The 24,400-nt window shown below is 68.5% G+C and carries 17 protein-coding genes; 8 read left to right on the top strand and 9 right to left on the bottom strand.

All coding sequences use genetic code 11. The features are described 5' to 3' along the window. The first annotated feature begins 42 nt into the window (after positions 1-42). The 5 genes from VG502_RS14160 (at position 43) to VG502_RS14180 (ending at position 6,358) form a co-directional block, all read left to right on the top strand. Positions 43-2,013, top strand: a complete 1,971-nt coding sequence (locus VG502_RS14160) for a glycosyltransferase (RefSeq protein WP_325550708.1) — start codon at positions 43-45, stop codon at positions 2,011-2,013. A gap of 12 nt (positions 2,014-2,025) precedes the next feature. Continuing rightward, positions 2,026-3,351, top strand: a complete 1,326-nt coding sequence (locus VG502_RS14165) for an O-antigen ligase family protein (protein ID WP_325550709.1) — start codon at positions 2,026-2,028, stop codon at positions 3,349-3,351. Further along, a complete protein-coding gene (locus VG502_RS14170; protein WP_325550710.1) occupies positions 3,348-4,370 on the top strand; it encodes a glycosyltransferase family 4 protein in 1,023 nt (340 codons plus the stop codon). The genes VG502_RS14165 and VG502_RS14170 overlap by 4 nt, the downstream gene beginning before the upstream one ends. After that, complete coding sequence (locus VG502_RS14175; RefSeq protein ID WP_325550711.1) at positions 4,367-5,485, top strand: glycosyltransferase; 1,119 nt, start codon at positions 4,367-4,369, stop codon at positions 5,483-5,485. The genes VG502_RS14170 and VG502_RS14175 overlap by 4 nt, the downstream gene beginning before the upstream one ends. A 192-nt stretch (positions 5,486-5,677) precedes the next feature. After that, the gene (locus VG502_RS14180) at positions 5,678-6,358 is read left to right on the top strand and encodes a hypothetical protein (RefSeq protein ID WP_325550712.1); all 681 of its coding nucleotides are present in this window, start codon (positions 5,678-5,680) and stop codon (positions 6,356-6,358) included. Between the two features lie 72 nt (positions 6,359-6,430). On the opposite strand, the gene VG502_RS14185 is transcribed toward VG502_RS14180, so the two are convergent. The 3 genes from VG502_RS14185 to VG502_RS14195 form a co-directional block, all read right to left on the bottom strand. After that, entirely contained in the window at positions 6,431-7,684 is a 1,254-nt protein-coding gene (locus VG502_RS14185) for a glycosyltransferase (protein WP_325550713.1), read from the bottom strand. A gap of 346 nt (positions 7,685-8,030) precedes the next feature. Next, the gene (locus VG502_RS14190) at positions 8,031-8,831 is read right to left on the bottom strand and encodes an HAD-IIA family hydrolase (RefSeq protein WP_325550714.1); all 801 of its coding nucleotides are present in this window, start codon (positions 8,829-8,831) and stop codon (positions 8,031-8,033) included. Between the two features lie 146 nt (positions 8,832-8,977). After that, complete coding sequence (locus VG502_RS14195) at positions 8,978-10,195, bottom strand: NADP-dependent isocitrate dehydrogenase (RefSeq protein WP_325550715.1); 1,218 nt, start codon at positions 10,193-10,195, stop codon at positions 8,978-8,980. A 174-nt stretch (positions 10,196-10,369) separates the two neighbouring features. Here VG502_RS14195 and VG502_RS14200 point away from each other — a divergent pair, with 174 nt between their 5' ends. Continuing rightward, the gene (locus VG502_RS14200; protein ID WP_325550716.1) at positions 10,370-11,356 is read left to right on the top strand and encodes a malate dehydrogenase; all 987 of its coding nucleotides are present in this window, start codon (positions 10,370-10,372) and stop codon (positions 11,354-11,356) included. A 250-nt stretch (positions 11,357-11,606) separates the two neighbouring features. Next, the gene (locus tag VG502_RS14205) at positions 11,607-12,536 is read left to right on the top strand and encodes an endonuclease domain-containing protein (protein ID WP_325550717.1); all 930 of its coding nucleotides are present in this window, start codon (positions 11,607-11,609) and stop codon (positions 12,534-12,536) included. 153 nt (positions 12,537-12,689) lie between these two features. On the opposite strand, the gene VG502_RS14210 is transcribed toward VG502_RS14205, so the two are convergent. From VG502_RS14210 to VG502_RS14235, 6 genes are all read right to left on the bottom strand, one after another. Beyond that, positions 12,690-12,965, bottom strand: a complete 276-nt coding sequence (locus VG502_RS14210) for a DUF3017 domain-containing protein (protein ID WP_325550718.1) — start codon at positions 12,963-12,965, stop codon at positions 12,690-12,692. Next, a complete protein-coding gene (locus tag VG502_RS14215; protein ID WP_325550719.1) occupies positions 12,962-13,822 on the bottom strand; it encodes a bifunctional methylenetetrahydrofolate dehydrogenase/methenyltetrahydrofolate cyclohydrolase in 861 nt (286 codons plus the stop codon). Before VG502_RS14215 ends, VG502_RS14210 begins: the two co-directional genes overlap by 4 nt. A gap of 48 nt (positions 13,823-13,870) precedes the next feature. Then, on the bottom strand, positions 13,871-14,275 hold the full coding sequence (locus VG502_RS14220; RefSeq protein ID WP_325550720.1) for a YjbQ family protein: 405 nt from the start codon (positions 14,273-14,275) through the stop codon (positions 13,871-13,873). A gap of 70 nt (positions 14,276-14,345) precedes the next feature. After that, positions 14,346-17,450: an adenylate/guanylate cyclase domain-containing protein gene (locus tag VG502_RS14225; protein WP_325550721.1), complete on the bottom strand. Its 3,105-nt coding sequence runs from the start codon at positions 17,448-17,450 to the stop codon at positions 14,346-14,348. 42 nt (positions 17,451-17,492) lie between these two features. Further along, positions 17,493-20,573, bottom strand: a complete 3,081-nt coding sequence (locus tag VG502_RS14230) for an adenylate/guanylate cyclase domain-containing protein (protein WP_325550722.1) — start codon at positions 20,571-20,573, stop codon at positions 17,493-17,495. An 18-nt stretch (positions 20,574-20,591) separates the two neighbouring features. After that, positions 20,592-23,663 (bottom strand): adenylate/guanylate cyclase domain-containing protein, encoded by a 3,072-nt coding sequence (locus tag VG502_RS14235; RefSeq protein ID WP_325550723.1) that lies wholly within the window; start codon positions 23,661-23,663, stop codon positions 20,592-20,594. A 151-nt stretch (positions 23,664-23,814) separates the two neighbouring features. Between VG502_RS14235 and VG502_RS14240 the strand changes: the two genes are divergently transcribed. Continuing rightward, the gene (locus VG502_RS14240) at positions 23,815-24,240 is read left to right on the top strand and encodes a cyclic nucleotide-binding domain-containing protein (RefSeq protein ID WP_325550724.1); all 426 of its coding nucleotides are present in this window, start codon (positions 23,815-23,817) and stop codon (positions 24,238-24,240) included. Positions 24,241-24,400: the final 160 nt, after the last annotated feature.

The raw sequence follows: 24,400 nt of genomic DNA on the forward strand, positions 1-24,400 counted from the left end.
GGATATCCTGCTTGTCCCCCAGTTGCGAAGGAGTGGATCCGGATGCGCTCATTACGTATCTCCCACTCCGCGGTCGTCCGATCGTGGCGGCAACGGGAGCAGTCCATTCGCGAATCGGGCGTCGACGTGCGACTGCTCGCGGCGCGACGGTGGAACGAAGCCGGTCGGGCGCTCGACCTCAGTCCACTACCCGGCGAGCCCGTCATACCGGTGCGGACCTTCGGCACGCACCCCGCGCTGTTCCTGTACGACCCGCTCCCCTTGTGGCGCGCGTTGCGCTCCGAGATGGATGTCCTGGACATCCACGAGGAGCCCTTCGCACTCGCAACCGCGCAGATCCTGTTGCTGCGCAAGCTCGCCCGGCAGCGAGCGCCATACACGCTGTATTCGGCGCAGAACCTCCAGAAGCGCTATCCCCCTCCGTTCCGCTGGCTCGAGCGCCTCGCCCTGCGCCATGCCGCCGGACTGCAGGTGTGCAACGACGCGGCCGGCCGCATCTGCTCGGGCAAGGGGTTCCCCGGCAGGCCGGTCACGATCGGACTCGGCGTCGAGCACGCCGTCTTCCACCCGGGCGCGACCATCACCGAAGCGTCCCCGTCGGTGACGGTCGGCTTCGCCGGTCGCCTCGAGCGCCGCAAGGGCGTCTTCGTCCTGCTCGATGCCGTCGCCGCTGCACCCGAGCTCACGCTGTATGTCGCGGGCGCGGGGCCGGCCGAGGACGAGCTGCGCGCGGCGATCACCGAGCGCGGACTGCGCGAACGCGTCCAGCTGCTCGGCGCGCTCGGCAGCGACGACCTGGCCGCCTTCTATCGCCGGATCGACGTGCTCGCGGTGCCCTCGCTGACCACCGCGAGCTGGGTGGAGCAGTTCGGGCGGGTGGCGGTCGAGGCGATGGCGTGCGGCACACCGGTCGTCTCGAGCGATTCCGGGGCACTCCCGGAGGTGGTCGGCGACGCCGGTCTCGTCGTACCCGAGGGCGATGTCGCCGCACTGTCGTCGGCGCTGCGCGAGGCCGCCGGTCCGGGCCGCGCGACGTTGCGCGCCGCCGGGCTGCAGCGAGCGGTTCGGTACGACTGGCGTGCGATCGGCGCACAGTTCACCGAGCTCTATCGGACCGTCACCCACACACCGTTGCCGACACCGCGCCCCATCCACATCATCGTTGTCGCGTATGGCGCCCCCGACGACCTCGCACGCTGCCTCGCCCCGTTGCGACCCGACCGAGTTCTGGTGGTGGACAACAGTTCTCGGGCCGATGTGGCGGCCGTCTGTGCTGCGGCGGGAGTGCGCTACCTCGACGCCGGACACAACGGCGGCTTCGGCGCCGGGGTGAACATCGGCCTGGCGCAGCGCCCCGGCCCGGGCAGCGACGTCCTGCTGCTGAACCCGGACGCGGTCATCACCGATGCCGACATCGACCGCCTGCAACACCACCTGCTCGCCGCACCCGACCTGGCATCCGTCGGCCCGGCGCAGGTCGACGGGACATGTCGCCCGGCGCGGGTCGGCTGGCCGCTGCCCAGCCCCGCCCGCGTATGGCGGGAGGCACTCGGTCTCGACCGGCTCCACCCGCCGCCCGACGAATACGTGATCGGCTCGGTGCTGCTGCTGCGCGCCGAGGCCCTCGCCCAGGTCGGAGGCTTCGACGAGCGCTTCTTCCTGTATGCCGAGGAGACCGACTGGGCCAAGCGGGCAGCCATGCTGGGGTGGCGTCATACGGTCGTGCCCGAGGTCGCGGCGGTCCACCTGGGCGGCGCAACGAGCACCGACACCACGGTGCGCGACGCGCACTTCCACGCGGCGCAGGAGACCTTCCACCGCAAGCATTTCGGCGCTGCCGGATGGGCCGTGGCACGTGCCGCAAACGTCTCTGGCGCTGCCCTGAGATCTGTCATACTCCGAGATGACAGGGGGGCCGACGCGCGTGCGCGCATGATTCGCTACCTGCGGGGGCCCAGCACTGTCAGAGACCAACACTTGCGTGCCACCCGGTCGCCGGAGCGCATCGAGTAGGGAGGCGACCACGTGACCACGGACCGCGTGCACGAGCTCCTCGGTCACCTGCGCGTGGTGTCGCTCGTCGTTCTCGTCCTGGTCACAGCGGTCGCCGTCGGCTACCTCCTGCCGCACCACCCGCTGTATGCCGTGCTCATCGCCGCCGCGGCCGCCTTCCTCGGCCTGTCCGCGGTCGAGCCCGCCCTCATCCCGGTGGCCCTTCTCCCGGCGATGCTCGTCGCGGCACGTGCCAGCGGAATCGGCTCCAACGGAGTCACTTTCGCCGACCTGGCTCTCGCGCTGGCGCTCGTGCCCGGGCTGCTCCTGGCACCGCGCCCGTTCAGCCCGACACTGCGCAGCCTGCTGTGGCTGGCTGCGGCATACCTGGCTGCCTTTGCGGTTGCGGTTGCGGCAAATCCGTTCCGCGACAACGTGATCGAGTGGTTCCACGAACTCGTGCTGGTGATGGGCTCGCTGATCGTCGGGTGGACCATCGGCCGTCGCGGCTTCGCCCGGCTCGCGCTGCTCATCCTGGTGACCTGCGCCGCGGTCGTCGCGGCAATCGTCGTGGTCGACGGACTGCTGCGCTACGCCACCGGGAGGTTCTCGCCGGTCGACCCGTCATTCTTCTTCAGCGGCGGCAAGAACTACCTCGGCACGACCATCGGCTTCATCGCCGTCGTGTGCGCGGTCCACCCGCCGTGGATGCGGCTCGGTCGCTGGGCGACGCCGCTGCTCGTGCTCTGCGGCGTCGCGATCGCGATGACGCAGTCCCGGCAGGCGATCGTCGGCCTCGCCGCCGCGATCCTGGTCGCCATGGTTCGCAGGGGCGAACGGCGCCGCTCGGCACTGCTACCCCTGGTCGCTGTGCCCGCTGTCATCGTCTCAGCGCTGACCCTGCGGGAGCAGTTGAAGTCGGACAACAGCCACAACTCCGCGCACGTTCGCCTGCAGTGGTTCGGCGACGCCCTCGATGTATGGCGCCACGACCCACTCTTCGGCGCGGGCCAACGCTGGTGGTACTCCGACCGTTTCGCCGTCAACTTCCAGCCGCCCAATGCCGAGCTCGAAGTGCTGAGCACCACCGGCCTGCTCGGTCTGGCCGCTTTCCTCCTCTTGCTCATCGGCTCGCTCGTGGTGACCTCCCGCCTGAAATCCAGCTACGGCACGCTCGCTCTCGCAGTGCTCGTCGACCGCGCGGTCCAGGGCCAGCTCGACATCTTCTGGCTGTCGGTCACCGCTTCTCTCCCACTGCTCATCGCCGGCACCGCCCTCGGCGCGCACGAGCACGAGCACGAGGAGACACGCGATGTGGTCGCCGAGCGCACTACCCATCACGAGGCCCTGCCCGTATGACGATCTCGGTCGTCCACGTCACGGCATCGGACCGCTTTGCCGGCGTCGAGGCACACGTACGAACGCTCGCCTGTGCCCAGGCCGATGCAGGTCTGCAGGTGACGGTGTTCGGTGGCGATCCGGTGCGTATGGCGCCCGAATTGGCAGCGCACGCAGTGCGATTCGCTCCCGCGCGGGCACCATGGGACCTCGTACGCGCGTTGCGACACGTTCGCCCCGACGTGATCCATTCGCACCTGACCGCGGCCGACGTCGCGGCATACCTCGCCACGCGTCTTTCACACACCCCGGTGGTCGCGACGCGCCATACGCCACAGCCGAGAGGTGCCACCCCACTGCGCCGGCGGATCCTGCGGCATACCGTCTCGCGGGTGGTGGCGGCCGAGACCGCGGTGAGCTGCTACGCGGCATCGTTCGTCGACGGACCGTGCACCGTGATCCACGCCGGGGTGCCGATGCAGGATCTGGTGCCCGCATCCGATCGCGACCGCACGATCCTGATCGCGCAGCGACTCGAGCCGGAGAAGGCCACTGCCGACGCGGTCGAGATCGTGGCCGGGTCGGGTCTGCTCGATACCGGCTGGCGACTGCTGATCGCGGGGGACGGCGCATTGCGCGCCGACATCGAGGCACGCGTCCGGCACCTCGGCATCGCGGACCGAACCAACCTGCTCGGGCACGTCCCGGATGCCCGCGAACTGATGCGATCCGCGTCCGTTCTCATCGCACCCTGCCCCGCCGAGGCCTACGGGCTCAGCGTCGTCGAAGCGATGGCCAGTGGCCTGCCGGTCGTCGCGAGCTCATCCGGCGGTCATCTTGAGACCGTTGGATCGGTAACGCCGAGAACACTTTTCGCGCCCGGTGACGTGGCCGCCGGCGCCCGAGTGCTGACCGAGCTGGCGAACGACCCCGCACTGCGTGATCGGCTGGGACACGAGCTGCACAACGCGCAGCGTGAGCGATTCACCATCGAGGCCCAGGTCGAGCGGACCTCGCAGGTCTACCGGAGCGTGCTGTGACGGCACGACAGGTCGTGTTCATCTCGCTGGAACGCTGGGACGAGGTGTGGCGACGCAACCAGCACCTCCTCACCCGCTTGCGCGCGAAGGGCATCATCGGTGACGTCCTGTATGTCGAACCTTCGGTGGACCCGTTGCACGCACTGCTGCGCCGGCACCGCCCGCGCATCGGGCGAGGGCTGCGACCGCTCGGCGGCCAGGCCGGCGTCACGGTTCTCGAGGGGACGAAACTACTGCCCCGCCGGCTCGATCGACGGCAGGACGACCGCTGGGCCGACTCCGTGCGGACCACCGCGCAACGGATCGGTCTGGACTCCCCGTTGCTGTGGGTCAATGATCCACGCGGTGCCGTGCTGCTGGATCGGGTCGCCTGGCCGGCGGTCTACGACATCACCGACGACTGGCTGCTGGCCACGCGACCGGAAGCGGAACTGAACCGGCTGCGGTCCTGGGAGAGCAGCCTGCTCGAACGCTGCGCCGAGGTCGTCGTGTGTTCGCCTGCGCTCCAGCGGTCCAAGTCACGCGCGAGGCCCGTCACGTTGATCCCCAATGCGGTCGACATCGATCTCTTCCGCTCGGCGCAACCACGGCCCGCAGACCTGCCCTCCGGCCCCCTCGCCCTGTATGTCGGGACGCTGCACAGCGACCGGCTCGACGTCGGCCTGTGCTGCACCACCGCCGAGTCACTCCGGGCGCGGGGCGTCCGCCTCGTGCTAGTCGGGCCGGATGCGCTCGACGATGCCGAGCGTGCGCGCCTGGACGCGTCCGGCGTCATACGCCTCGGCGCACGACCGTCGCACGCGGTCCCGGCATACCTGCAGCATGCCGACGTGCTGGTGGTGCCACACCTGGTCACACCGTTCACCGAGAGCCTGGATCCGATCAAGGCGTACGAGTATGCCGCCTCCGGCCGACCGACCGTAAGCACTCCGGTTGCCGGTTTCCGTGAGTTGCCGGACTGCGTCATCGCCGCGGCATCCGCCTTCCCGGCAGCACTCGAAAGGGTCCTGGCGAGTCGGGTGTCAAGCACCCGTGAAAGCACACCTATTCCGACCTGGGAACAGCGCGCCGAGCAGTTCTCGCGGGTTCTCAATACGGTGCCTGAGAAACCCTGAATCCCAGCAGCAGTCACCATCACCCATTGCTCCCTCCGCCAAAACCATCCAAAATCTGGTAAAGGGATCCGCGGAACGGCAGTAACTGGCATACTCGGTCCGTCAGAGTCGTCCGTCTTGTCATGTGCCTTGTGATCATGGCGCGTCCATGACGACCTTTGGCGTCCTTTTACGTACTTATCCACAGCTCACATGGGGGGCATCATGGAGAACAACCAGCCGCACGGGGTGTCCCGCCGGTCTGTGGCGAAAGGCGCGGCCTGGGCGGTGCCGGCCGTCGTGGCCCTGGGCGCCGCACCGAAGGCGGCGGCGTCGGTGCCGTGCGTCCCGACCTTCAGCTTCGGCGGCGCGAGTTGCAAGTGCCCGGGCCAGTCGACGAACCAGTCGTGGGGCTACTACCTGCAGATCTGCGTCAACCTCGCCAATGGTTGCCCCACACCCTCCGACGGGAACCTCTACGTCTGGGAAGTGCAGAACAACAGCGGTAAGAACCTCACCGGTCCGGCCTTCCCGATCGTGATTCCGGTCGGCTCGTGCGACAACGCCTACCGGCTGTTCAACAGCACGAGCAGCGCACACTCACTCACCTTCCTCTACAGCTACGACGCGGCCGGCACGAACAAGACATGGAGCACCCCCGCCATACCTGCGCCCGTCCAGGACTGCAGCAGCAACAGCGCGGGCGACTGCCTTCCCCCCGGCTCAGCGGCGGCGAAGCCGGCAACGGCGACCACTTCCTCGTCATCGAGCACTTCGTCCGCCAGCTCGACGACGAGCCGTTCATCGGCTTCGAGCACGTCGAGCGCGCCGGCCCCGTCCAGCACGGCGCCCCGCAGCACGTCCGCGCCGACGTCCACCACACCGGCGGGCTGAGGCCCCGACCGATTCGCAACACGAGGCCGCCCCCGGTGAGTCACCGGGGGCGGCTTCGTGTGGGGTTCGACGCTAGGCGCCGGACCGGGCGCGCGCCGCCGGGCGACACCCAGATGCGGCCAGCTCGGCGACCGCAGCCCGGATCTGCTCGATGAAACTCGCCTCGCTGAACCGCGCCGCGTGGTCACTCACCCGCAGGCGGGACAAGGGCTGATCACGGTGTCGCAGCACGGCATTCGCAATGTCCGCCGCCACCGATTCCTCGAAGAAGTACCCGGTTCGGCCCTCGACGATCGACTCGAGATAACCGCCGGCCCGCAGGGCGAGCGTCGGCGTCCCGAAGGCGGCCGCCTCGATCACGGTGAGCCCGAAATCCTCGTGGCTCGCGCCGATCAGCGCGGTTGCGTTCGCGTAGAGCCACCGCAGCTCGGCGTCCGGGACACCGTCGAGCATCACGGCATTCGGCGGCGCCTGCCGACGCAACTCGTCCGCCAATGGACCGGTGCCGACGACGACCAGGTGCTCGCTCGGAAGGTTGCGCCACGCGGCGAGCACCTGGTCGACGTGCTTGTAGGGCAGCAGCCGGGACACCACGAGGTGGAAGTCGCTCCAGCCGCGACGACGCAACGCCTCGGGCTGCACCCTGTCGCCCTTGACGTCAACCCGGTATGGCGGAGCCAGCACCGTCGCGTCGATGCCGTAGCAATCGCGGACCCGCCCCTGGGCGACCGCGGAGTTGGCGAGGTAGCGATCGGCCCGCCCGGCGGCTCGCCGATCCCAGCGACGCAGGGCCGGGCTCAACATCCGCAGCGCCCCCGCAGCGATCGGGCTGGGCCGGTCACCGAGGAAGTCGTCCGTCACATAGAGCCACCGTGCGGGCGTGTGGCAGTAGACCAGCCTCTTCGCGTCCGTGCTGAAGCCGTGCGCCCAGCCGGATGAGGACGCAATGACGATGTCCGCATCGATGCGCATCGATCGCGCGGCGAACGGCAGGAGCGGCAGGGCCGCGCGATAGTGCTTGCGCAGTGGTGCGACCCGATCGAGCGGCGAGGCCCGGACATCCATCTGACGGAACTCGGGAAAGGTCGAGCCGGGATCATAGAGCGTCGTGTAGATCGGAGCAGTCGGGAAAGCCCGCGCGAGCGAGAGCACGACTCGCTCGGCGCCACCCATCTGCGTCAGGTAATCGTGCGCTATCGCGATTCGTGGCGCGACGTGCTGTTCTCGACCAACCCGGTGTGCCGCCGGCACGGCCACCGGCCGCGGCATCAACGGCGGGACGGGCGGATCCGCGGTCAGTTCGTGGGGCAAGAAGACATGAGGCATTAGCCCCTCCCCTAGGTGTAAAGCCTTCGTCTTATGAAGGTAAAGAGAGCGTAAAGCACACTTAGGGGCTGGTACTACGTATTCAGATTAAATTGCACGAAATAAAATTCCTGCAAGACAGTCGTACTGGTCAGACGTCAGACGATGCGTATGCGCGAAACAAGGGAATCACGCGGAGATCACGAAGGAGAATGACACGTAGAGCGTGACCCATGAGGCTGAACGACTGTCCTGTGGCGCCTTGGCTTCACTCCGAACACAGCGGTCCCACGGATGGCGCTCCCGGCGTGCCGGTAACACGTCAGGGGGCGCGGTGACGCGTCAGGGGCCACCGAGAGGTGGCGCGTCAGTCCTGCGGGACGAACTCGTCGACGAGCGGTACGACGTCCGCGATGGAGTCGACGACCCGGGTCGGCACGAACGGGTGCCGGGCGACCTGTTCGGGCTTCGTCGAACCGGTGAGGACCAGGATCGTGCGCAGGCCCGCCTCCAGGCCGCTGACGACGTCGGTGTCCATGCGGTCGCCGATCATGACCGTCGTCTCGGAATGCGCCTCGATCCGGTTGAGCGCGCTGCGCATCATCAACGGATTCGGCTTGCCGACGTAGTAGGGCTCGACACCGGTCGCGCGGGTGATGAGCGCAGCGATCGCACCCGTCGCCGGCAGCAGGCCATCGGCCGACGGGCCGCTCGGGTCGGGATTGGTGGCGATGAAGCGTGCGCCACCGGCGACCAGCCGGATGGCGCGGGTGATCGCCTCGAACGAGTAGGTGCGCGTCTCCCCAAGCACGACGTAGTCGGGCTCGCGGGAGGTCATGATGTAGCCGACGTCGTGCAGCGCCGTCGTCAGGCCGGACTCCCCGACGACATACGCCGAGCCGTTGGGCCGTTGGTCGTCGAGGAACTGTGCGGTGGCCATGGCGGAGGTCCAGATCGCCTGCTCCGGGATGTCGATCCCGGACGCGTGCAGGCGCGCCCGCAGGTCGCGCGGCGTGTAGATCGAGTTGTTGGTGAGGACCAGGAACCGCAGGCCGAGCGCCTGCAGCCGGCCGAGGAATTCCGCCGCACCCGGTATGGCACGCTCCTCGTGCACCAGGACGCCGTCCATGTCGGTCAGCCAGCTGCGGACCTCACGCTTGTCGGTCATGCCCCAAGTATGTCGAAGAGGCGCGCCGTCGTGAGGACAGTCCGCACGGGGAGACGACCGACACGAAGCGGCGCCTGCCACGAACGAATTCGTGACAGGCGCCGCTTCGTATTGCCGGAGGTCGTCGGCGAACGACCCGCGTCGACTCAGGCCATGGCCTTCTGCAGGTTCTCGTCGATCGCGGCGAGGAACTCCTCGGTGGTCAGGTAGCCCTGGTCCGGGCCGACCAGCAGCGCGAGGTCCTTGGTCATCTTGCCGCCCTCGACGGTCTCGATGCAGACGCGCTCGAGCGTCTCGGCGAACTGGGTGACCTCGGGGGTCTCGTCGATCTTGCCGCGGTGGGCGATGCCCCGGGTCCAGGCGAAGATCGACGCGATCGGGTTGGTCGAGGTCGCCTTGCCCTGCTGGTGCTGGCGGTAGTGCCGGGTCACCGTGCCGTGAGCGGCCTCGGCTTCGACGGTCTTGCCGTCGGGGGTCATCAGCACCGAGGTCATCAGGCCGAGCGAGCCGAATCCCTGTGCGACGGTGTCGGACTGGACGTCACCGTCGTAGTTCTTGCACGCCCACAGGTAGCCGCCCTCCCACTTCAGCGAGGCCGCGACCATGTCGTCGATCAGCCGGTGCTCGTAGGTGATGCCCACGGCGTCGTACTGCTCCTTGAACTCTTCCTCGTAGATGCGGGCGAAGATGTCCTTGAACTGGCCGTCATACGCCTTGAGGATGGTGTTCTTGGTCGAGAGGTAGCAGGGCACCTTGCGCTGCAACGCGTAGTTGAGGGATGCGCGGGCGAAGTCCTCGATCGACTTGTTGTAGTTGTACATACCCATGGCGACGCCACCGTCGTCGCCGTACTCCGCGACCTCGTGGACCTCGGGCTCGCCGCCGTCGGCCGGCGTGTAGGTGATGGTCACCTTGCCGGCGCCGGGCACCTTGAAGTTCTGAGCTTTGTACTGGTCGGCGTGCGCGTGACGGCCGATGATGATCGGCTTGGTCCAGCCCGGCACCAGGCGCGGCACGTTGGAGATGATGATCGGCTCACGGAAGATCACGCCGCCGAGGATGTTGCGGATCGTGCCGTTGGGGCTCTTCCACATCTCCTTCAGGCCGAACTCCTCGACACGCGCCTCGTCCGGAGTGATGGTCGCGCACTTGACGCCGACCCCGTGCTCCTTGATCGCGTTGGCCGCGTCGATCGTGATCTGGTCGTCGGTGGCGTCGCGGCTCTCGATCCCGAGGTCGAAGTACTTCAGGTCGACATCGAGGTAGGGGTGGATCAGCCGGTCCTTGATGAACTGCCAGATGATGCGTGTCATCTCGTCACCGTCGAGTTCGACGATCGGGTTCGTGACCTTGATCTTCTCCATGACCTGCTGGGGCTCCTTGCTGGGGTGTTGCCGGCGTGCTGTGGGCCGGGTGGTCGTGGCGCTGTCGCGCCATACCAGGCTAGCCGGGGGGCGACAAGACCTCGGTGCCAGGCCTGTCGTGGGCGCTGCTAGCGTCATACGGGAAAGATCATTCTCGCCCTATCAGGAGTTCTCGTGAGCGCTTCGCCCGTCAAGGTCGCCGTTACCGGCGCCGCCGGCAACATCGGTTACAGCCTGCTTTTCCGCATCGCCGCAGGTGACCTCTTCGGCCCGGACACCCCGGTCGAACTCCGTCTGCTGGAGGTCACTCCGGCGCTCAAGGCGCTCGAGGGCGTCGTCATGGAGCTGGACGACAGCGCCTTCCCGCTGCTGGCCGGTGTCGAGATCGGCGACGACGCCGAGAAGGTCTTCGACGGCGTCAACCACGCCCTGCTCGTCGGCGCGAAGCCGCGCGGCCCGGGCATGGAGCGCGGCGACCTGCTCAAGGACAACGGCGGCATCTTCGGCCCGCAGGGCAAGGCGCTCAACAAGGTCGCGGCTGACGACATCAAGGTGACCGTCACCGGCAACCCCGCCAACACCAACGCGCTCATCGCGATGAGCAACGCCCCTGACATCCCGAACGAGCGCTTCACCGCTCTCACCCGTCTGGACCACAACCGCGCCCTCGCGCAGCTGGCCGCCAAGCTGGGCGTGAAAACCACTGAGATCACTCAGATGTCGATCTGGGGCAACCACTCCGCGACCCAGTACCCCGACCTGTTCCACGCCCAGGTCGGTGGCAAGTCCGCAGCCGAGGCCATCGGCGACCAGGACTGGATCGAGAACACCTACATCCCGACCGTCGCCAAGCGCGGCGCCGCGATCATCGAGGCACGTGGCGCGTCGTCGGCTGCTTCGGCAGCCTCAGCGACCATCGACCACGCCCGTGACTGGCAGCTGGGCACGAACGGCGGCTGGGTGTCGATGTCGGTTCCGTCCGACGGTTCCTATGGCGTCGCCGAGGGCATCATCAGCTCGTTCCCGGTGACCGTCGCCGACGGCAAGTGGAGCATCGTCCAGGGCCTGGAGATCGACGACTTCTCCCGCAGCCGCATCGACGCCTCCGTCAAGGAGCTCGAGGGCGAGCGCGACACCGTCAAGGAGCTCGGCCTCATCTGAGGTTCGATCGCTGACAAGCGAAGCGGGCGCCGGTCACTCGACCGGCGCCCGCTTTCGTATGTCGGGAGGTCTCAGCCGCTCGTCCCGCGCGACACTTTCCAGCAACCGTTGCCGGAAAAACACGCGCAACCCGCCAGAACACGCAACTTTCCAGCGACCGTTGCCAGAAAAGCACGCGCAACCGGCCCCGCTGGTCAGCCCCCTGTGGATAACTTCTGCGGAGCGCTCAGTTCCGCTGCCATCGTGACGCATGACCTCCCCCGAGCCGATCTACCGAATGAGTACGAGCTCGTTGCCCGACCTGTTCACCACCCAAGAGGGGTTTGCCGCCGGTCTCTGCAGGCGCGACCTCGCCGGCGATGACTACCGGCAGCTCTTCCGAGGCGGTTACGCACGAGTCGGTGCCAGGCCGCCATACCTCCAGCTGCTGAAGTTCGGCCTACGAGCGGTGCCGAGCGCCCACTTCGTCAACGAGCACAGCGCCGGACGGCTCTACGGCGGCATCACACCGGCGGCATCCGACCTGCACTTCGGCACCCGCGTCCGGCACAAGAGCAATCTGCGGGGCATCTGCTTGCGCTTCTACAAGAATGACCCGGATCTGGTGATGCACCAGGGTGTGCTCGCGACAACGCCCGGTCAGACGTTCCTCGACATGGCAAGGCCCCTGGAATTCATAGACCTGCTGGTCTTTGGTGACTCGCTCGTCCGCAACGCCCCGTGCAGCCCGGTGTACCTCCGCCAGTTCGTCGCGGACAAGTCCGCGCACGGTGCTCAGCTCGCTCGGGAAGTTGCCGCGATGGTCCGCTCCAACGTCCGATCGCCGAACAAAAGCCGTCTGCGCCTGCTCATCGTCAGCGGTGGGCTGCCGGAGCCGGAGATCAACCATGTGGTCACGGACAACCGCACGAGCAAATGGCGCGAGATCGACCTCGCGTATCCCGAGTGGAAGGTCGCCGTCGAGTTCGACGGAAGTCACCACTTCGAGCGCCGCCAGCGGGACAAGGACATCCTCCGGCAGGAGGAGTTGGAGGCATTGGGCTGGAAAACTGTGGTCATCACATCGACCGCGATGTATGGCGAGCCGCTGCGCGTCCTGGTCCGCATCACCGACAAGATCGTCGCGGCCGACGGGCCTCGGATCCGCATCCAGGACGGGTGGCAGCGGCACTTCGGGTGAGCCTTCCAGCAACCGTTGCCAGAAAGGTATGCCGACCCCGCTCAAACACCGCAGCTTTCGGCAACCGTTGTCAGAAAGGCACGCCGAACGCGCAGAAACACGCAACTTTCCAGCAACCGTTGCCGGTTATGCACGCGGCGCCTCGGCGGCGGATCAGCCGGCGAGCGGGGTGAGCTTCACGATGCTGAAAATGACGCCGACGAGCAGCGCGAGGAGCAGGAACGCGGCACCGTCCACAGCCCGCGAGCGTATGACGAGGGCGCCGACCACGCTCTCCGGCAGCGCCATCCGGCCCAGGCCCGCGATGGCCAGCACCGCCGCCAGCAGGTAACCGCCCCCGCGGACCGGTCCGGTCGACAGCACGATGAGCGCGATGATGCTGCCGAGGATCACGAACCACCACAGTGGTCCGAGCCGGAATTTGTTCACGCGTGCTCCGCGAGCTGCGCCTGCCGCTCGGCCGCGGCCACGACGTTGGTCAGCAGCATCGCGCGGGTCATCGGTCCGACGCCGCCGGGGTTGGGCGTCAGATGACCGGCGACGGAAGCAACCTCGGGGTCGATGTCGCCGGCGATCTTGCCGTCCACCCGGGAAACGCCGACGTCGAGAACCGCCGCGCCCGGCTTGACCATGTCTGCGGTGATCAGCCCCGGCACGCCGGCAGCGGCGATGATGACGTCAGCGGATCGCGTGTGCGCGGCCAGGTCACGGGTTCCGGTGTGGCACAACGTGGTCGTCGAATTCTCCGACCGCCGGGTGAGCAGCAAGCCGAGCGGACGACCCACGGTCAGGCCACGACCGACCACGACCACCTCGGCGCCGTTCAGGTTCACGTCATACCGGCGCAGCAGCTCGATGACCCCGATCGGAGTGCACGGCAGCGGGCCGGTCTCCCCGAGCACCAGCTTGCCGAGGTTGACCGGATGCAGTCCGTCGACATCCTTGTCGGGCGAAACCCTTGACAGCAATGCGAATTCGTCGAGACCGGTCGGCTGCTGCACCAGGAATCCGGTGCACGCCGGGTCGGCGTTGAGCTCGTCGACGACCGCCTCGGCCTCGGCCTGGGTGGCCGACGCGGGCAGGTCGCGACGGATCGAGGTGATCCCGATGCTCGCGCAGTCCTTGTGCTTGGCGCCGACATACCACTGCGAGGCGGGGTCGTCGCCGATCAGCACCGTGCCGAGCCCGGGCACGACCCCGCGCTCGGCGAGCGCCGCGACGCGGGCGCGCAGCTCGTTCTTGATGGTCGCGAGGGTGGCCTTGCCGTCCAGGAGAGTTGCCGTCACGCCTGGCATCTTTTCACGCAACCGCGCGGGGTTGTCGGACGCCGTCGGTCAACCGGGGATCAGCGAGAAGCGGACGGATCGGTCCGGATTGTCGACATTGAGGTCGACCAGGCAGATGCTCTGCCAGGTGCCCAGCGCCAGCTCGCCGCCGATCACCGGCACCGTGGCGTATGGCGGGACGATCGCCGGCATCACGTGCGACCGGCCGTGACCGCGGCTGCCGTGTGCGTGTCGCCACCGGTCGTCAGCGGGCAACAGGTCGCCGAGAGCCGCCAGCAGGTCGTCATCACTGCCGGCTCCGGTCTCGATGACCGCGATGCCGGCCGTCGCATGTGGCACGAAGATGTGCAGCAGGCCGTCCGGACCGGCGGCGGCGAACTGCTCGCAGTCGCGGGTGATGTCGAGCACGACTTCCGTTGAGCCCGTGTGGAATCGGTGAGTTTCGGTGCGCATGTCAGTCATCCTCTCTTGTCGGGACCTCGAGACGCGCTCCCCGCCTGCTCCTCCGCCCTCCTCGGCCACCTCAGGGACGTAGTTTCTCGGCGGCACTCAACCAGTCGTCGACGTGGTCGGCCATGATCTGAGTTCCCTTGCGTCGGTACGCTTTTCGGGCACGTTCGGCGGCAGCTTCGGCTCCGGACGTGTCCCCCACCAGCAGCAATGCGACCGCCTCGTCCACCGCCTGCTCGGCGAGCGTGATCGGCATCGACATACCCGCAGTGGCCTCCCGGGCCTGTCGCACGCGCGACAGCGCCAGCTCGGTGTTGCCGGTCGCCGCGAGCAACTGGGCGGCAACCGACTCGCGCAGCCCGGGCGCGTAGCCGTCGTCCTCGAGGGTCGGGGACTCCGGATCGCCGTCGAACGCCTCGAGTGCGGCATCCAGATCACCGGTGCGCAGCAGCATCCGCGTGATCCACATGCTGTTGTCGAGTTGCGCGATCGGGGCGACGTGCGGCAGCGCTTGCTGCAGCGCATCGGCCGCAGCCGCGGCATCGCCGAAGCTGTAGAGCGCCATCGCCCACCGGTCGGTCTCGCGAGCCAGGTAGTCCGGGCCGCTGGACAGCTCCTCGACCCGCTCCCAGTCGGCGGTCGCCCCGGCACGGTCGCCCTGCATGGCGCGCAGCCACACGCGCAGCGGCAGCAGGCTCAGGACGCGGTCGTGCTGCGCCGCGCCGGCTGCGATGGCCTGGTCGACATCCTCCAGGACCAGGCTCACCGACTCGTCGCTCCACATGCCGTATTCGACCCGCGCGGACGTCAGCCGCCGCCGCACCGGACGGTCCTCGAGCTGCTCCGCAAGCGCGGTGAGACGGCTGACCTCGCCGAGCCCCTCCGTCATACGACCGGCCAGGCCGTAGGCGATCACCCGCGCCCAGCCGACGTCGAGGGAAACCGACGGTATGTCGAAACCCGTTGCTGCGCCGACGAGTTCGGTGGCTACGGCGATTCCCTCCAACGGAAGGGTCGCGGCGGTCTGCAGCCGCCCGGCCAGCAGCATGCCCTCGCGGTGCACCAGCCAGGCCGGTGCCTCATCGAGCTTCTTGTCGAACCGCTGCACGACCTCCTCCACCTGGTGGAAGTTCATGTGATCGGAGCGCATGAACGCGCGGTGCGCGACGTCGTGCAGTCGCGTATCGCCGTCGGCATACAACGGGACGAGGTCGAGGTATGCCGCGCGGGCACCGGGTTCGCCGCGCAGGTCGAGTTCTTCGGCAGCGTCGAATGATGCCTGTGCCGCCCGGTCCCGCACGCTTTCGATGAGTGCGGTGTCGGACGACACGACGGAGATCTCGGCATACGCCTGGCGCACGTGCTCGGCGATGGCGCGCCGCTGGGAGCCCTGCAGCTCCTCGGCGTGGGCGGTGATCCAATCGGCTGCGCGCAGGTGCCGCTCGGAGCGGACCTGCCGTGCCTGCGTGCGGTAGGCCGTCTCCATCAGCATCGACTGCGCGAACTGATAGCGGGTGAAGCCTGAGTTGTCCTGGTCGCCCAGCTCCAGGATGTTCAGCTGGCGCAGCCGGTGGGCGACATCGTTGCCGTCGTCGTCCGGGTCGGGGTGCGCGGTGCGCACCGGCCCGACGGCTTCGGCGTAGAACTCGCGGCCGAGGATCGAGCCGACCTCGCAGAAGGCGCGTTCCATCGGGGTCAGGCGGTCCAGCGTCGCCTCGAAGAGGGTGTGCACCGAGACCGGCAGCTCCTCGCCGTCGCACATCGAGTCGACGAGCACCTCGAAGACCTGCGGGTTGCCGTCACTGCGGCGGATCAGTGCGTCGAGGGTGACCTCGACCGACCGGCCGGATTCGGCTGCGACTGTTTCGAGTTCGGGCATGCGCTCGGCTGCCATCTCGCGCAGCTCGTCAGCGCTCAGCGGGTCGACCGGCTCGACGCGCGACTGTTGTCCGCCGCCCCACATCGGCCGGCGCTCGAAGAGCTCGGGCCGGGTGGTGCAGATGGTCACCACCGGATAGGTCAGCAGGGGCTCGACGAGCTGTTCGATGAGGTCGAGCATCGGCTCGCTCGCCCAGTGAATGTCCTTCCACCACACCGCGATCGGGCCGCCGAGCGCGAGCCGGGACAGCACCTTGCGGACCGCCCACACGATGTCGTCGGTCGAGGTGCTCTCCTCCGAGCGCGCGGTCGCCGACTCCAGCCGGCGGATGATCGCGGTGGCGGTGCGCTCGTCGAACATCTTGGTGACGGTCTCGGCCCAGTCCTCGCCGATGCTCGACAACAGCTTGTTGAGCGGACCGTAGTTGCCGTCGGTGCCCAGCGGTTGTGCCGTGCCGCGCAGGACACGCAGGCCGTCGCGTTCTTCGAGCAGGTGGGCGACCATGCGGTTCTTGCCGATGCCGGGTTCACCGACATACGTCACGAACCAGCCCTGCCCGAGCCGCCGTGACCGATCCGCGATGGCGCCCAGGTCGCGCAGCTCGACCTCGCGGCCGACGAACGGCGTACGCCGGATGTCCCCGGAGCGGTGGTCGCGGTCGGCCACCTTGTAGACGTCCTGCGGCTCGGTCTTGCCGCGGTGCGTGATGGGTCCGACGAAGTCCAGCGACACCTCCGCGCCGACCAGGGCCGCGACGGTGTCACCGACATACGTCTCGTCGGGGCCGGCCGCTGCCTCCAGCCGCGCGGCAACGTTGACCGCGTCACCGGTCACCGAGAACTGCCCGTCCGGCTGGTGGGTCACGAAGACCTCACCGGAGTTGATGCCGACCCGCACCCGCAGCCGCTGGCCGAGGCGGGCCTGCATCCGCTTGGACAGCTCCCGCATCGCCAGGTGTATGTCGGTGGCGGCCGACACGGCGCGTAGCGCGTCGTCCTCGCGGGTGGCCGGGACCCCGAAGATCGCCATGACCGCGTCACCGATGAACTTCTCGACGGTGCCGCCGTACTTCCAGACGACACGGGAGACCGCGTCGAAGTAACGGGCCAGGCTCGCCCGCAACGCCTCGGGATCGAGCGACTCACCGAGGCTGGTGGATCCGACGATGTCGACGAAGAGGATCACCACGTGCTTGCGCACCGGCGCCTGCAGACCGCCCTGCGCGAGCGCCGCGCCGCAGTTGGGACAGAACTTCGTCCCGACCGGCGACTCGAATCCGCAACGCCAACAAGTGATCACGATGGGTCATTCTTCCAGACACCCGGTATGCCGAACGACGCTTCAGCACCGCAGCTTGTCGGCGTTGCCCACCCACGTGTCGACCTGGTCGCGCAGGGCCACCGCTCCCTTCCGGTCGAAGGCGTCCTTGGCCGCAACAGCGGCCGCCCGAGAGGCTGTTTCGTCGCCCAAAAGGTGCTCCACGATGGCGGTGACGGTGTGGACGATCCCGGCGGTGTCCAGGCTCTCCTCTGGGCGGTCGACGCGTGATCCGATCTCGATCTGTTCGAAGGCAGCCGCCCGGTTGCCTGCGTGGGCGTGCTCGATCGCGACGGTGAAGGCCTGCACGTCGGCGCGATGCCAGTCCAACGTCTTCGGCAGATCGACTGCCAACGCGTCGTCGACGTGGGCGCGAGCAGCCTGCGCGTCACCGTCGAACAGCGCCCACCGGGCGGCCGCACCGAGAAGCGAGGTTGCGAATGAGACGAACATCGCGTCATCCGCTCGCCGACTGAGCTGCACCGCGAATTCCGCGGCCGCAGCAAGCTTTCCCTCAGCGGCCAGGGTCCGCTGGTAGTGCTGCAGGTCGTAGAGCGTCTCGCGCCGGTCCACACCATCGAGCGCTCGACTGTGCTGTTCCCACTGCCGCCGTGCCTCCTCGAACCGTCCGCTGCTCGCGAGCGCCGCCGCCAACACAGCGGTCGTGGTACCCCACAGCCCACGATGCCCTGCGACCGACGCCTGGAGTCGTTGCGCGGTTGCGATCACCTCCGGCAACGGCGTGTTGCCGCCATAGGAGATCTGCAGGTCGAAGTTGAGCCACACCCGCTCGACGATCGATCGCGCACCGTCGCCGGCGATCCCTGCCTGAACGACACACAACTCGTGACAGGCACCCAGGTTGCCGAGATCGGCCTCGACCTGCGCGAGGTAGATCGCCGCGAGGTCGGCCGCGTAGGCATCGACCCCGTCGATGTCCCGCAATCGACGCACCATTTCCACGGCCTCGTCGCGCGCCGCCGCGAGCGTGAGTCCGCCCCTGCGTATCTCGACGAGGTGGCGTGGCGCGAGGCGCACGACCTGCCAGGTCGGATCCTGTGCCATCGCCGTATCAAGAAGGTCGAGCCACGCCTCCCATTGCTGCTCCGCGGTGCCGGCGTTACGTGCCAGGGCCACCGCGTAGGTGACCTCGAAATGGCGGACGTCGCCCAGTGCCAGGAGGCTGAGGACAACGTCGATCGAGGCCGGCATGGCCGGGTCGCCTCGAAGTTCTTGCGCACGCAACATCTCCAACGCCGACTGCGCTGCCCGTTCCTGCAGCGCTTGCCGCTCCGCCACCGCACCGTCGATCTCCTGCAGCAACTCGTACGCACGCCGGCGGTGCGAGGCGACGAGTGCGACCGGGTCGGTGGAGATGTCGTCCCGATGCGCCCCGATCCAGTCGGCGAGCGCCGAATGCCGAGTGATGCGAGTGCGTTTCGGCATGGTGCGATAGGTGGTCTGCAGAAACACCGCTTGTGCGAAGCGGTAGTCGCCGTCGCCGGCCACCTCGAGCACATTCCGCGCCCGCAGCCGTGCCACGACCGGCGCCGGGTCGGACAGCTCGGCGGTCTCCGCCACGGGCGCGATCGGGAAACGCCGCCCGTAGACGGCCGCGACCTCGACCAGCGAGCGTTCGTCGGCGGTCAGCCGATCCAGTGCCGCCTCGTAGAGCTGGGTCACCGACGCCGGCAGACCCTCACCGGCCGCAGCCGATTGGGCAAGCAACTGCACGACCTGCGGGTTGCCGTCGGCCCGGGTGACAAGATCGTCGGCGCTGACCTCAATCTCCTTGGCCTGCAACGAGATCGCCTCCACCGCGATGGCAAGCAGGTCCTCGTCGTCCAGCGGCACGACGTCCTCGACGCGCGACTTGCGGCCACCGCCCCAGCGCGCATCGACGTCGAAGAGCTCGGGGCGACCCAGGCAGGTCGTCAGCACCGGCAGCCCGCGGCTCGCCTCCGCCGTGCGGCCGATGAAGTCCAGCTGCGCGGGCGTCGCCCAGTGCAGGTCGTCCCACACCGACAGCACCGGTGCGGTCTCGCACAAGGCGGCGAGCACCTCCTGCACGGCCCACACGACGTCCTCGACCGAGGTCTGCGCGTCGGAGCGACCGACCGCGGACCGAAGGCGCTGCAGCACCGCCGCAGACTCGTCACCGAGCAACTGCCCGACATACGCCTCCCAATCGCCCTCAAGACTGCCGAGCCAGCTCGAAAGCGGTGCGAACGCACCGGTGTTCATCGCATCGCAACCGCCGGCCACGACCCGCAGCCGGTCGCCGCGGCCCGCCGCGAAGTGACGGATCAAACGCGACTTGCCGATGCCGGCGTCGCCGACATACGTGAGCAACCAGCCCTCCTTGCGCGCGTCGGAACGATCGGCGAGCGCGGTCAGGTCGGCCAGCTCGCCGGCCCGACCGACGAACTCCGGCTCGCGCACCGCGAGCTCGCGACCCTGGTCGGCCGCGACCCGAAACACTTGCTGCGGAACGGTTTTGCCCTTGTGCAGGATTTCGCCGACGTCGTCGAGCACGATGTCGCCCGAGACCAGCTCGGCGACGGTGTCGCCGACATACGTCTCGTCCGTGCCCGCCGCCGCCTCGAGGCGCTGCGCCGCGTTGACCGCGTCCCCGGTGACCGAGAACTGCCCATCGGGCTGATGGGTGACGAACACCTCCCCGGAGTTGACGCCGATCCGGACATGCAACCCGACGCCGATCTCCTGCTCGAACTGCGCGGACAACCCGGCAACCGCCTCGTGTATGCCGCTCGCGGCACGCACCGCTCGGGCCGCGTCGTCCTCCAGAGTGCTCGGGACACCGAAGACCGCCATGACGGCGTCCCCGATGAACTTCTCGACCGTGCCGCCCTGCTCCCAGATCGCCTTCGACACCACGTCGAAGTAACGAGCAAGCCTCTCCCGCAACGATTCCGGGTCAGCCGCCTCCCCGAGCGTCGTCGACCCCACGATGTCGCAGAACAGGATCACTACGTGCTTGCGCACCGGAGCCTGCAAGCCTCCCTGCGCCACCGCGGCGCCGCACGACAGGCAGAAGCGGGCCTCCCCGGGCAGTTCCGCCCCACACCGAGCACACGTTGTCACGTGGCCCCCTTCCCCTGATCACGCTGCGACAGAACGCAGCTGCTCTGCATTGCCCACCCACCTGTCGACCTGCGACACCAGAGCGGTCGCGCCCTTCTCCGTCAATGCTGCTCGTGCCCGGTCGGCGGCCGTGGCCGCACCATCCTCGTCACCGAGCAGGCGCTCGACGATCGCAGTCATCGTGTGCATGAATGCCGCGTCGAGCGGGCTCTCCTCGGGGCGCTCGATGCGAGCGTTGAGCTCGATCTGACGGAATGCGCCGACGCGGTCACCGCGCAGCGCGCACTGCACGGCGATCATGAACGCGGAGTTGACGTCCTCGAGGAACGCGAGGGTGGAAGGCAGCTCGACCATGACCAGCCGCCGACAACATTCCACGGCGAATGCGAGATCACCGGCGAAGATAGCGTCCCGCGCGGCGGTGCCGAGCAGGCTCGCGACGAAGCTTGGCATCGAGGCGGCGGCGGCCAGCTCCGCCGCGTAGTGCGCGGAGTCCCGGGGGCGCCCCTCCGCGAGCAACAACGGCGGGTAGTGCTGCAGGTGGAAAGCGCGCTCTGCCGGGGTCTCATCGGCATGTGCGGCTTCCACCGCCGCCCACTGCGACCGTGCCCCGTCGAGATCGCCGACGCCCGCCAGCGCCCCCGCAAGCACGGAGGACGTGGTGCACCACAACTGTCGTTGACCGGACACCATGTCCTGCAAGGTCCGCGCATCGGCGATCACCTCGGGCAACGGAGTGACTCCGATATAGGCGGCCTGTATGTCGAAGCTGCGCCACATCCGCTCTATGTAGACCCGGCCGCCTCGCTGCGCGCGGGCGATGCCGGCGAGGCAGATCCGGTGGCACGCCCCGAAATTGCCGAGATCCGCTTCGGCCTGCGCCAGCAGGTTCGAGACGATGTCGACGGCGAGCGGGGTCACGTCCTCGTCGTCGCCGAGCTGCTCCAGCATCTGCAGCGTCTCGGCACGAGTCTGCTCCAGGCTCACGTCACCGCCGCGCGCCCCCGCGAGGGTGCGGGGTGCCCGACGAATGATCTGCCACGTCCGGTCGTCGGCCAGCTCCACGTCAAGACGGTCCAGCCAGCCGAGCCAGCGCTCGGGCTCGACCCTGTTGCGCAGGAACCACGCAGCGTGTGCGGCTTCGAAATGCCGGACATCTCCGGTGGGTGCGACGTCGAGCAGCCGCTCGACGGCATCGGGCAGACCCGGATCGCCGCGCAGTTGCATCGCCAGCAACGACTCCAGGGCGGCATCGACCGCCATACCCCGCAGCGCGGTGCGCTCGGCCGGGGAGCCCTCGATCTCCTCCAGCAGGTCGAACGCGCGCTTGCGGTGCGACGCGATGAGCGCGACCGTGTCGGTGTGCAGCGCGTCGCGGTGCTCGGCAACCCAGTCGGCCAGCGCCGAATGTCGTGTGATGCGAGTGCGTTTGGACATGGTGCGGTAGGCGGTCTGCATGAAGACGGTCTGGGCGAAGCGGTAGTCGCGGTCGCCCGCGACCTCGAGGACGTTGCGCTCGCGCAGCCGGTCGAGCACCGCGACCGGGTCGGACACCTCGGCGACCGCACCCACCGGCGCGGCAGGGAACCGCCGGCCGTAAACGGCAGCAGCCTCCACCATCGCGCGCTCGTCGGGACTCAGCCGGTCGAGCGCGGCCTCGTAGAGCTGGGTGACCGAGGCCGGGAGGGCGCCGCCCGCGGCTGCCGACTGGGCGAGGAGCTGCACGACCTGCGGGTTGCCGTCGGCGCGGTCGACAAGGTCCTCGGCCGTGATGGCGACGTCGCCGGCCTGCAATGCGATCCGCTCGGCGGCCACGGCCAGCATCTCGTTGTAGTCCAGCGGCTCGACGTCCTCGACCCGTGCCTTGCGGCCGCCGCCCCAGTCGGGGTCGACATCGAAGAGCTCCGGCCGGGCCAGGCAGATCGTGAGCACCGGCAGCGTCCGGCTGGACGCCGCGAGCCGGCCGATGAAGTCCAGTTGAGCAGCGGTCGCCCAGTGCAGGTCGTCCCACACCGATGCGACCGGCGAGGTCTCGCACATCGCCGCGAGAATGGCGTGCACTGCCCAGACGACGTCCTCGGTCGAGGTCTGCGCGTCCGACATACCCACCGCCGAACGCAGCCGTTGCAGCACCGGCGTCGCGTCGTCGGCGAGCAACTCTCCGACATACGCCTGCCAGTCGTCGGCGAGGTTGCTCAGCCAGCCGGCGAGCGGCGCGAACGCGCCGGTGCTCATCGCGTCGCAGCCGCCGGCCACCACGCGCAGGCGGTCGCGGCGCTCGGTGACGAACTGCCGGACGAGTCGTGATTTCCCGATGCCGGCGTCACCGACGTAGGTCAGCAGCCAACCCTGCTTGCGCGCGGCCGATCGGTCGGCGAGGGTCGCGAGGTCGGCGAGTTCGACCTCGCGGCCGACGAATGCCGGCTCGCGGACGGCGAGCTCGCGGTTCTGGTCGGCGGCGACCTGGAAGACCCGCTGTGGCACGGTGCGTCCCTTGTGCAGGATCTCGCCGACCTCGTCGAGCACGATCTCGCCCCGGACGAGCTCGGCGACGGTGTCGCCGACATACGTCTGGTCGGTGCCCGCCGCGGCTTCCAGCCGCTGCGCGGTGTTGACGGCGTCACCGGTCACCGAGAACTGCCCGTCCGGCTGGTGCGCGACGAAGACCTCGCCGGAGTTGACGCCGATGCGGACGTGCAGCTCCTTGCCGGGCCCGTCGTGGGCGGACAATCCCGCAACCGCCTCGTGTATGGCGCTCGCGGACCGGACCGCCCGGATCGCGTCGTCCTCACGGGAACTCGGAACACCGAAGACCGCCATGACCGCATCGCCGATGAACTTCTCGACGGTTCCGCCGTGCTGCCAGATGACCTGCGAGACAGCCTGGAAATAGCGGCCCAGCCGCTCCCGCAGCGCCTCCGGGTCGGCGAACTCCCCCAGCGTCGTCGAGCCGACGATGTCGCAGAACAGGATGACCACGTGCTTGCGCACCGGAGCCTGGAGCGCACCCTGCGCCGCCGCAGCCCCGCACGAGGAGCAGAACCGCGCCCCGGCGGCCAGCTCCGCACCACACCGAGCACACGTCCTCACGTTGCGAACCTACCCCGGACCACCGACGAATTCCGGAAAGATCACGGTCGGCGAATCTCACCGGCGAAGCCCGCGCTGCGCTGCTACGTTGGCTCGGTTACCGCACGGGTGTGCATATTCATTTCACGGTTCATTTCAAGGGGTTCATTCCATGGCAAGTGCCCAGTTGAAGCAGATCCTCGCGGGCATCGACCTGTTCGCCGGGCTCAGTCCGGCCGCGATCGCGCAGATCGCCGAGAGCGGGTCCAACTTCCGCAGCGGTCCGGGGTCCAACGTGATCACCGAAGGTGCGAAGGACAGCGGCCTGCGCGTCGTGCTCCAGGGTTCCGCGAGCGTCGTCATCGGCGGCGAGGAGCGCGGTCAGATCGGTGTCGGTGACTACGTCGGCGAGCTGTCGATGATCGACGGCGCCCCGCGATCGGCAACGATCACCGCCGGCCCGGACGGCGTCGAGACCTTCGCCCTCTCCCCCATGGCGTTCATGCCGCTGGTCCGGGGCGACGGCGACATCGCCGCGGCCCTGCTCAAGACGCTCGTCGCCCGCCTGCGCAAGGTCGAGGCCGCGCAGCACAGCTAGGAGGCGAAAGAACACCGTGCATTGAGAAGGAAGGGCGGGAGCTTGCTCCCGCCCTTCCTTCTCACCGCGTCCGCGACGATGCCGGTCGACCGAGCCTGCGAGGTCGGGCGGAGGAGGAGCGGCGCGAAAGAACACAGTGCATTGAGTGTTGTCCGCGAGC

The sequence above is a fragment of the Flexivirga sp. genome (assembly GCF_035551235.1).
GTDB lineage: Bacteria > Actinomycetota > Actinomycetes > Actinomycetales > Dermatophilaceae > Flexivirga.

What these genes read in the sequence shown, in the direction of transcription:
- VG502_RS14240 (WP_325550724.1), top strand. Translation starts at nt 23,815, where the DNA reads ATGGCAAGTGCCCAGTTGAAGCAGATCCTCGCGGGCATCGACCTGTTC.
- VG502_RS14180 (WP_325550712.1), top strand. Translation starts at nt 5,678, where the DNA reads ATGGGGGGCATCATGGAGAACAACCAGCCGCACGGGGTGTCCCGCCGG.
- VG502_RS14190 (WP_325550714.1), bottom strand. Translation starts at nt 8,831, where the DNA reads ATGACCGACAAGCGTGAGGTCCGCAGCTGGCTGACCGACATGGACGGC.
- VG502_RS14195 (WP_325550715.1), bottom strand. Translation starts at nt 10,195, where the DNA reads ATGGAGAAGATCAAGGTCACGAACCCGATCGTCGAACTCGACGGTGAC.
- VG502_RS14205 (WP_325550717.1), top strand. Translation starts at nt 11,607, where the DNA reads ATGACCTCCCCCGAGCCGATCTACCGAATGAGTACGAGCTCGTTGCCC.
- VG502_RS14220 (WP_325550720.1), bottom strand. Translation starts at nt 14,275, where the DNA reads ATGCGCACCGAAACTCACCGATTCCACACGGGCTCAACGGAAGTCGTG.
- VG502_RS14170 (WP_325550710.1), top strand. Translation starts at nt 3,348, where the DNA reads ATGACGATCTCGGTCGTCCACGTCACGGCATCGGACCGCTTTGCCGGC.
- VG502_RS14160 (WP_325550708.1), top strand. Translation starts at nt 43, where the DNA reads ATGCGCTCATTACGTATCTCCCACTCCGCGGTCGTCCGATCGTGGCGG.
- VG502_RS14185 (WP_325550713.1), bottom strand. Translation starts at nt 7,684, where the DNA reads ATGCCTCATGTCTTCTTGCCCCACGAACTGACCGCGGATCCGCCCGTC.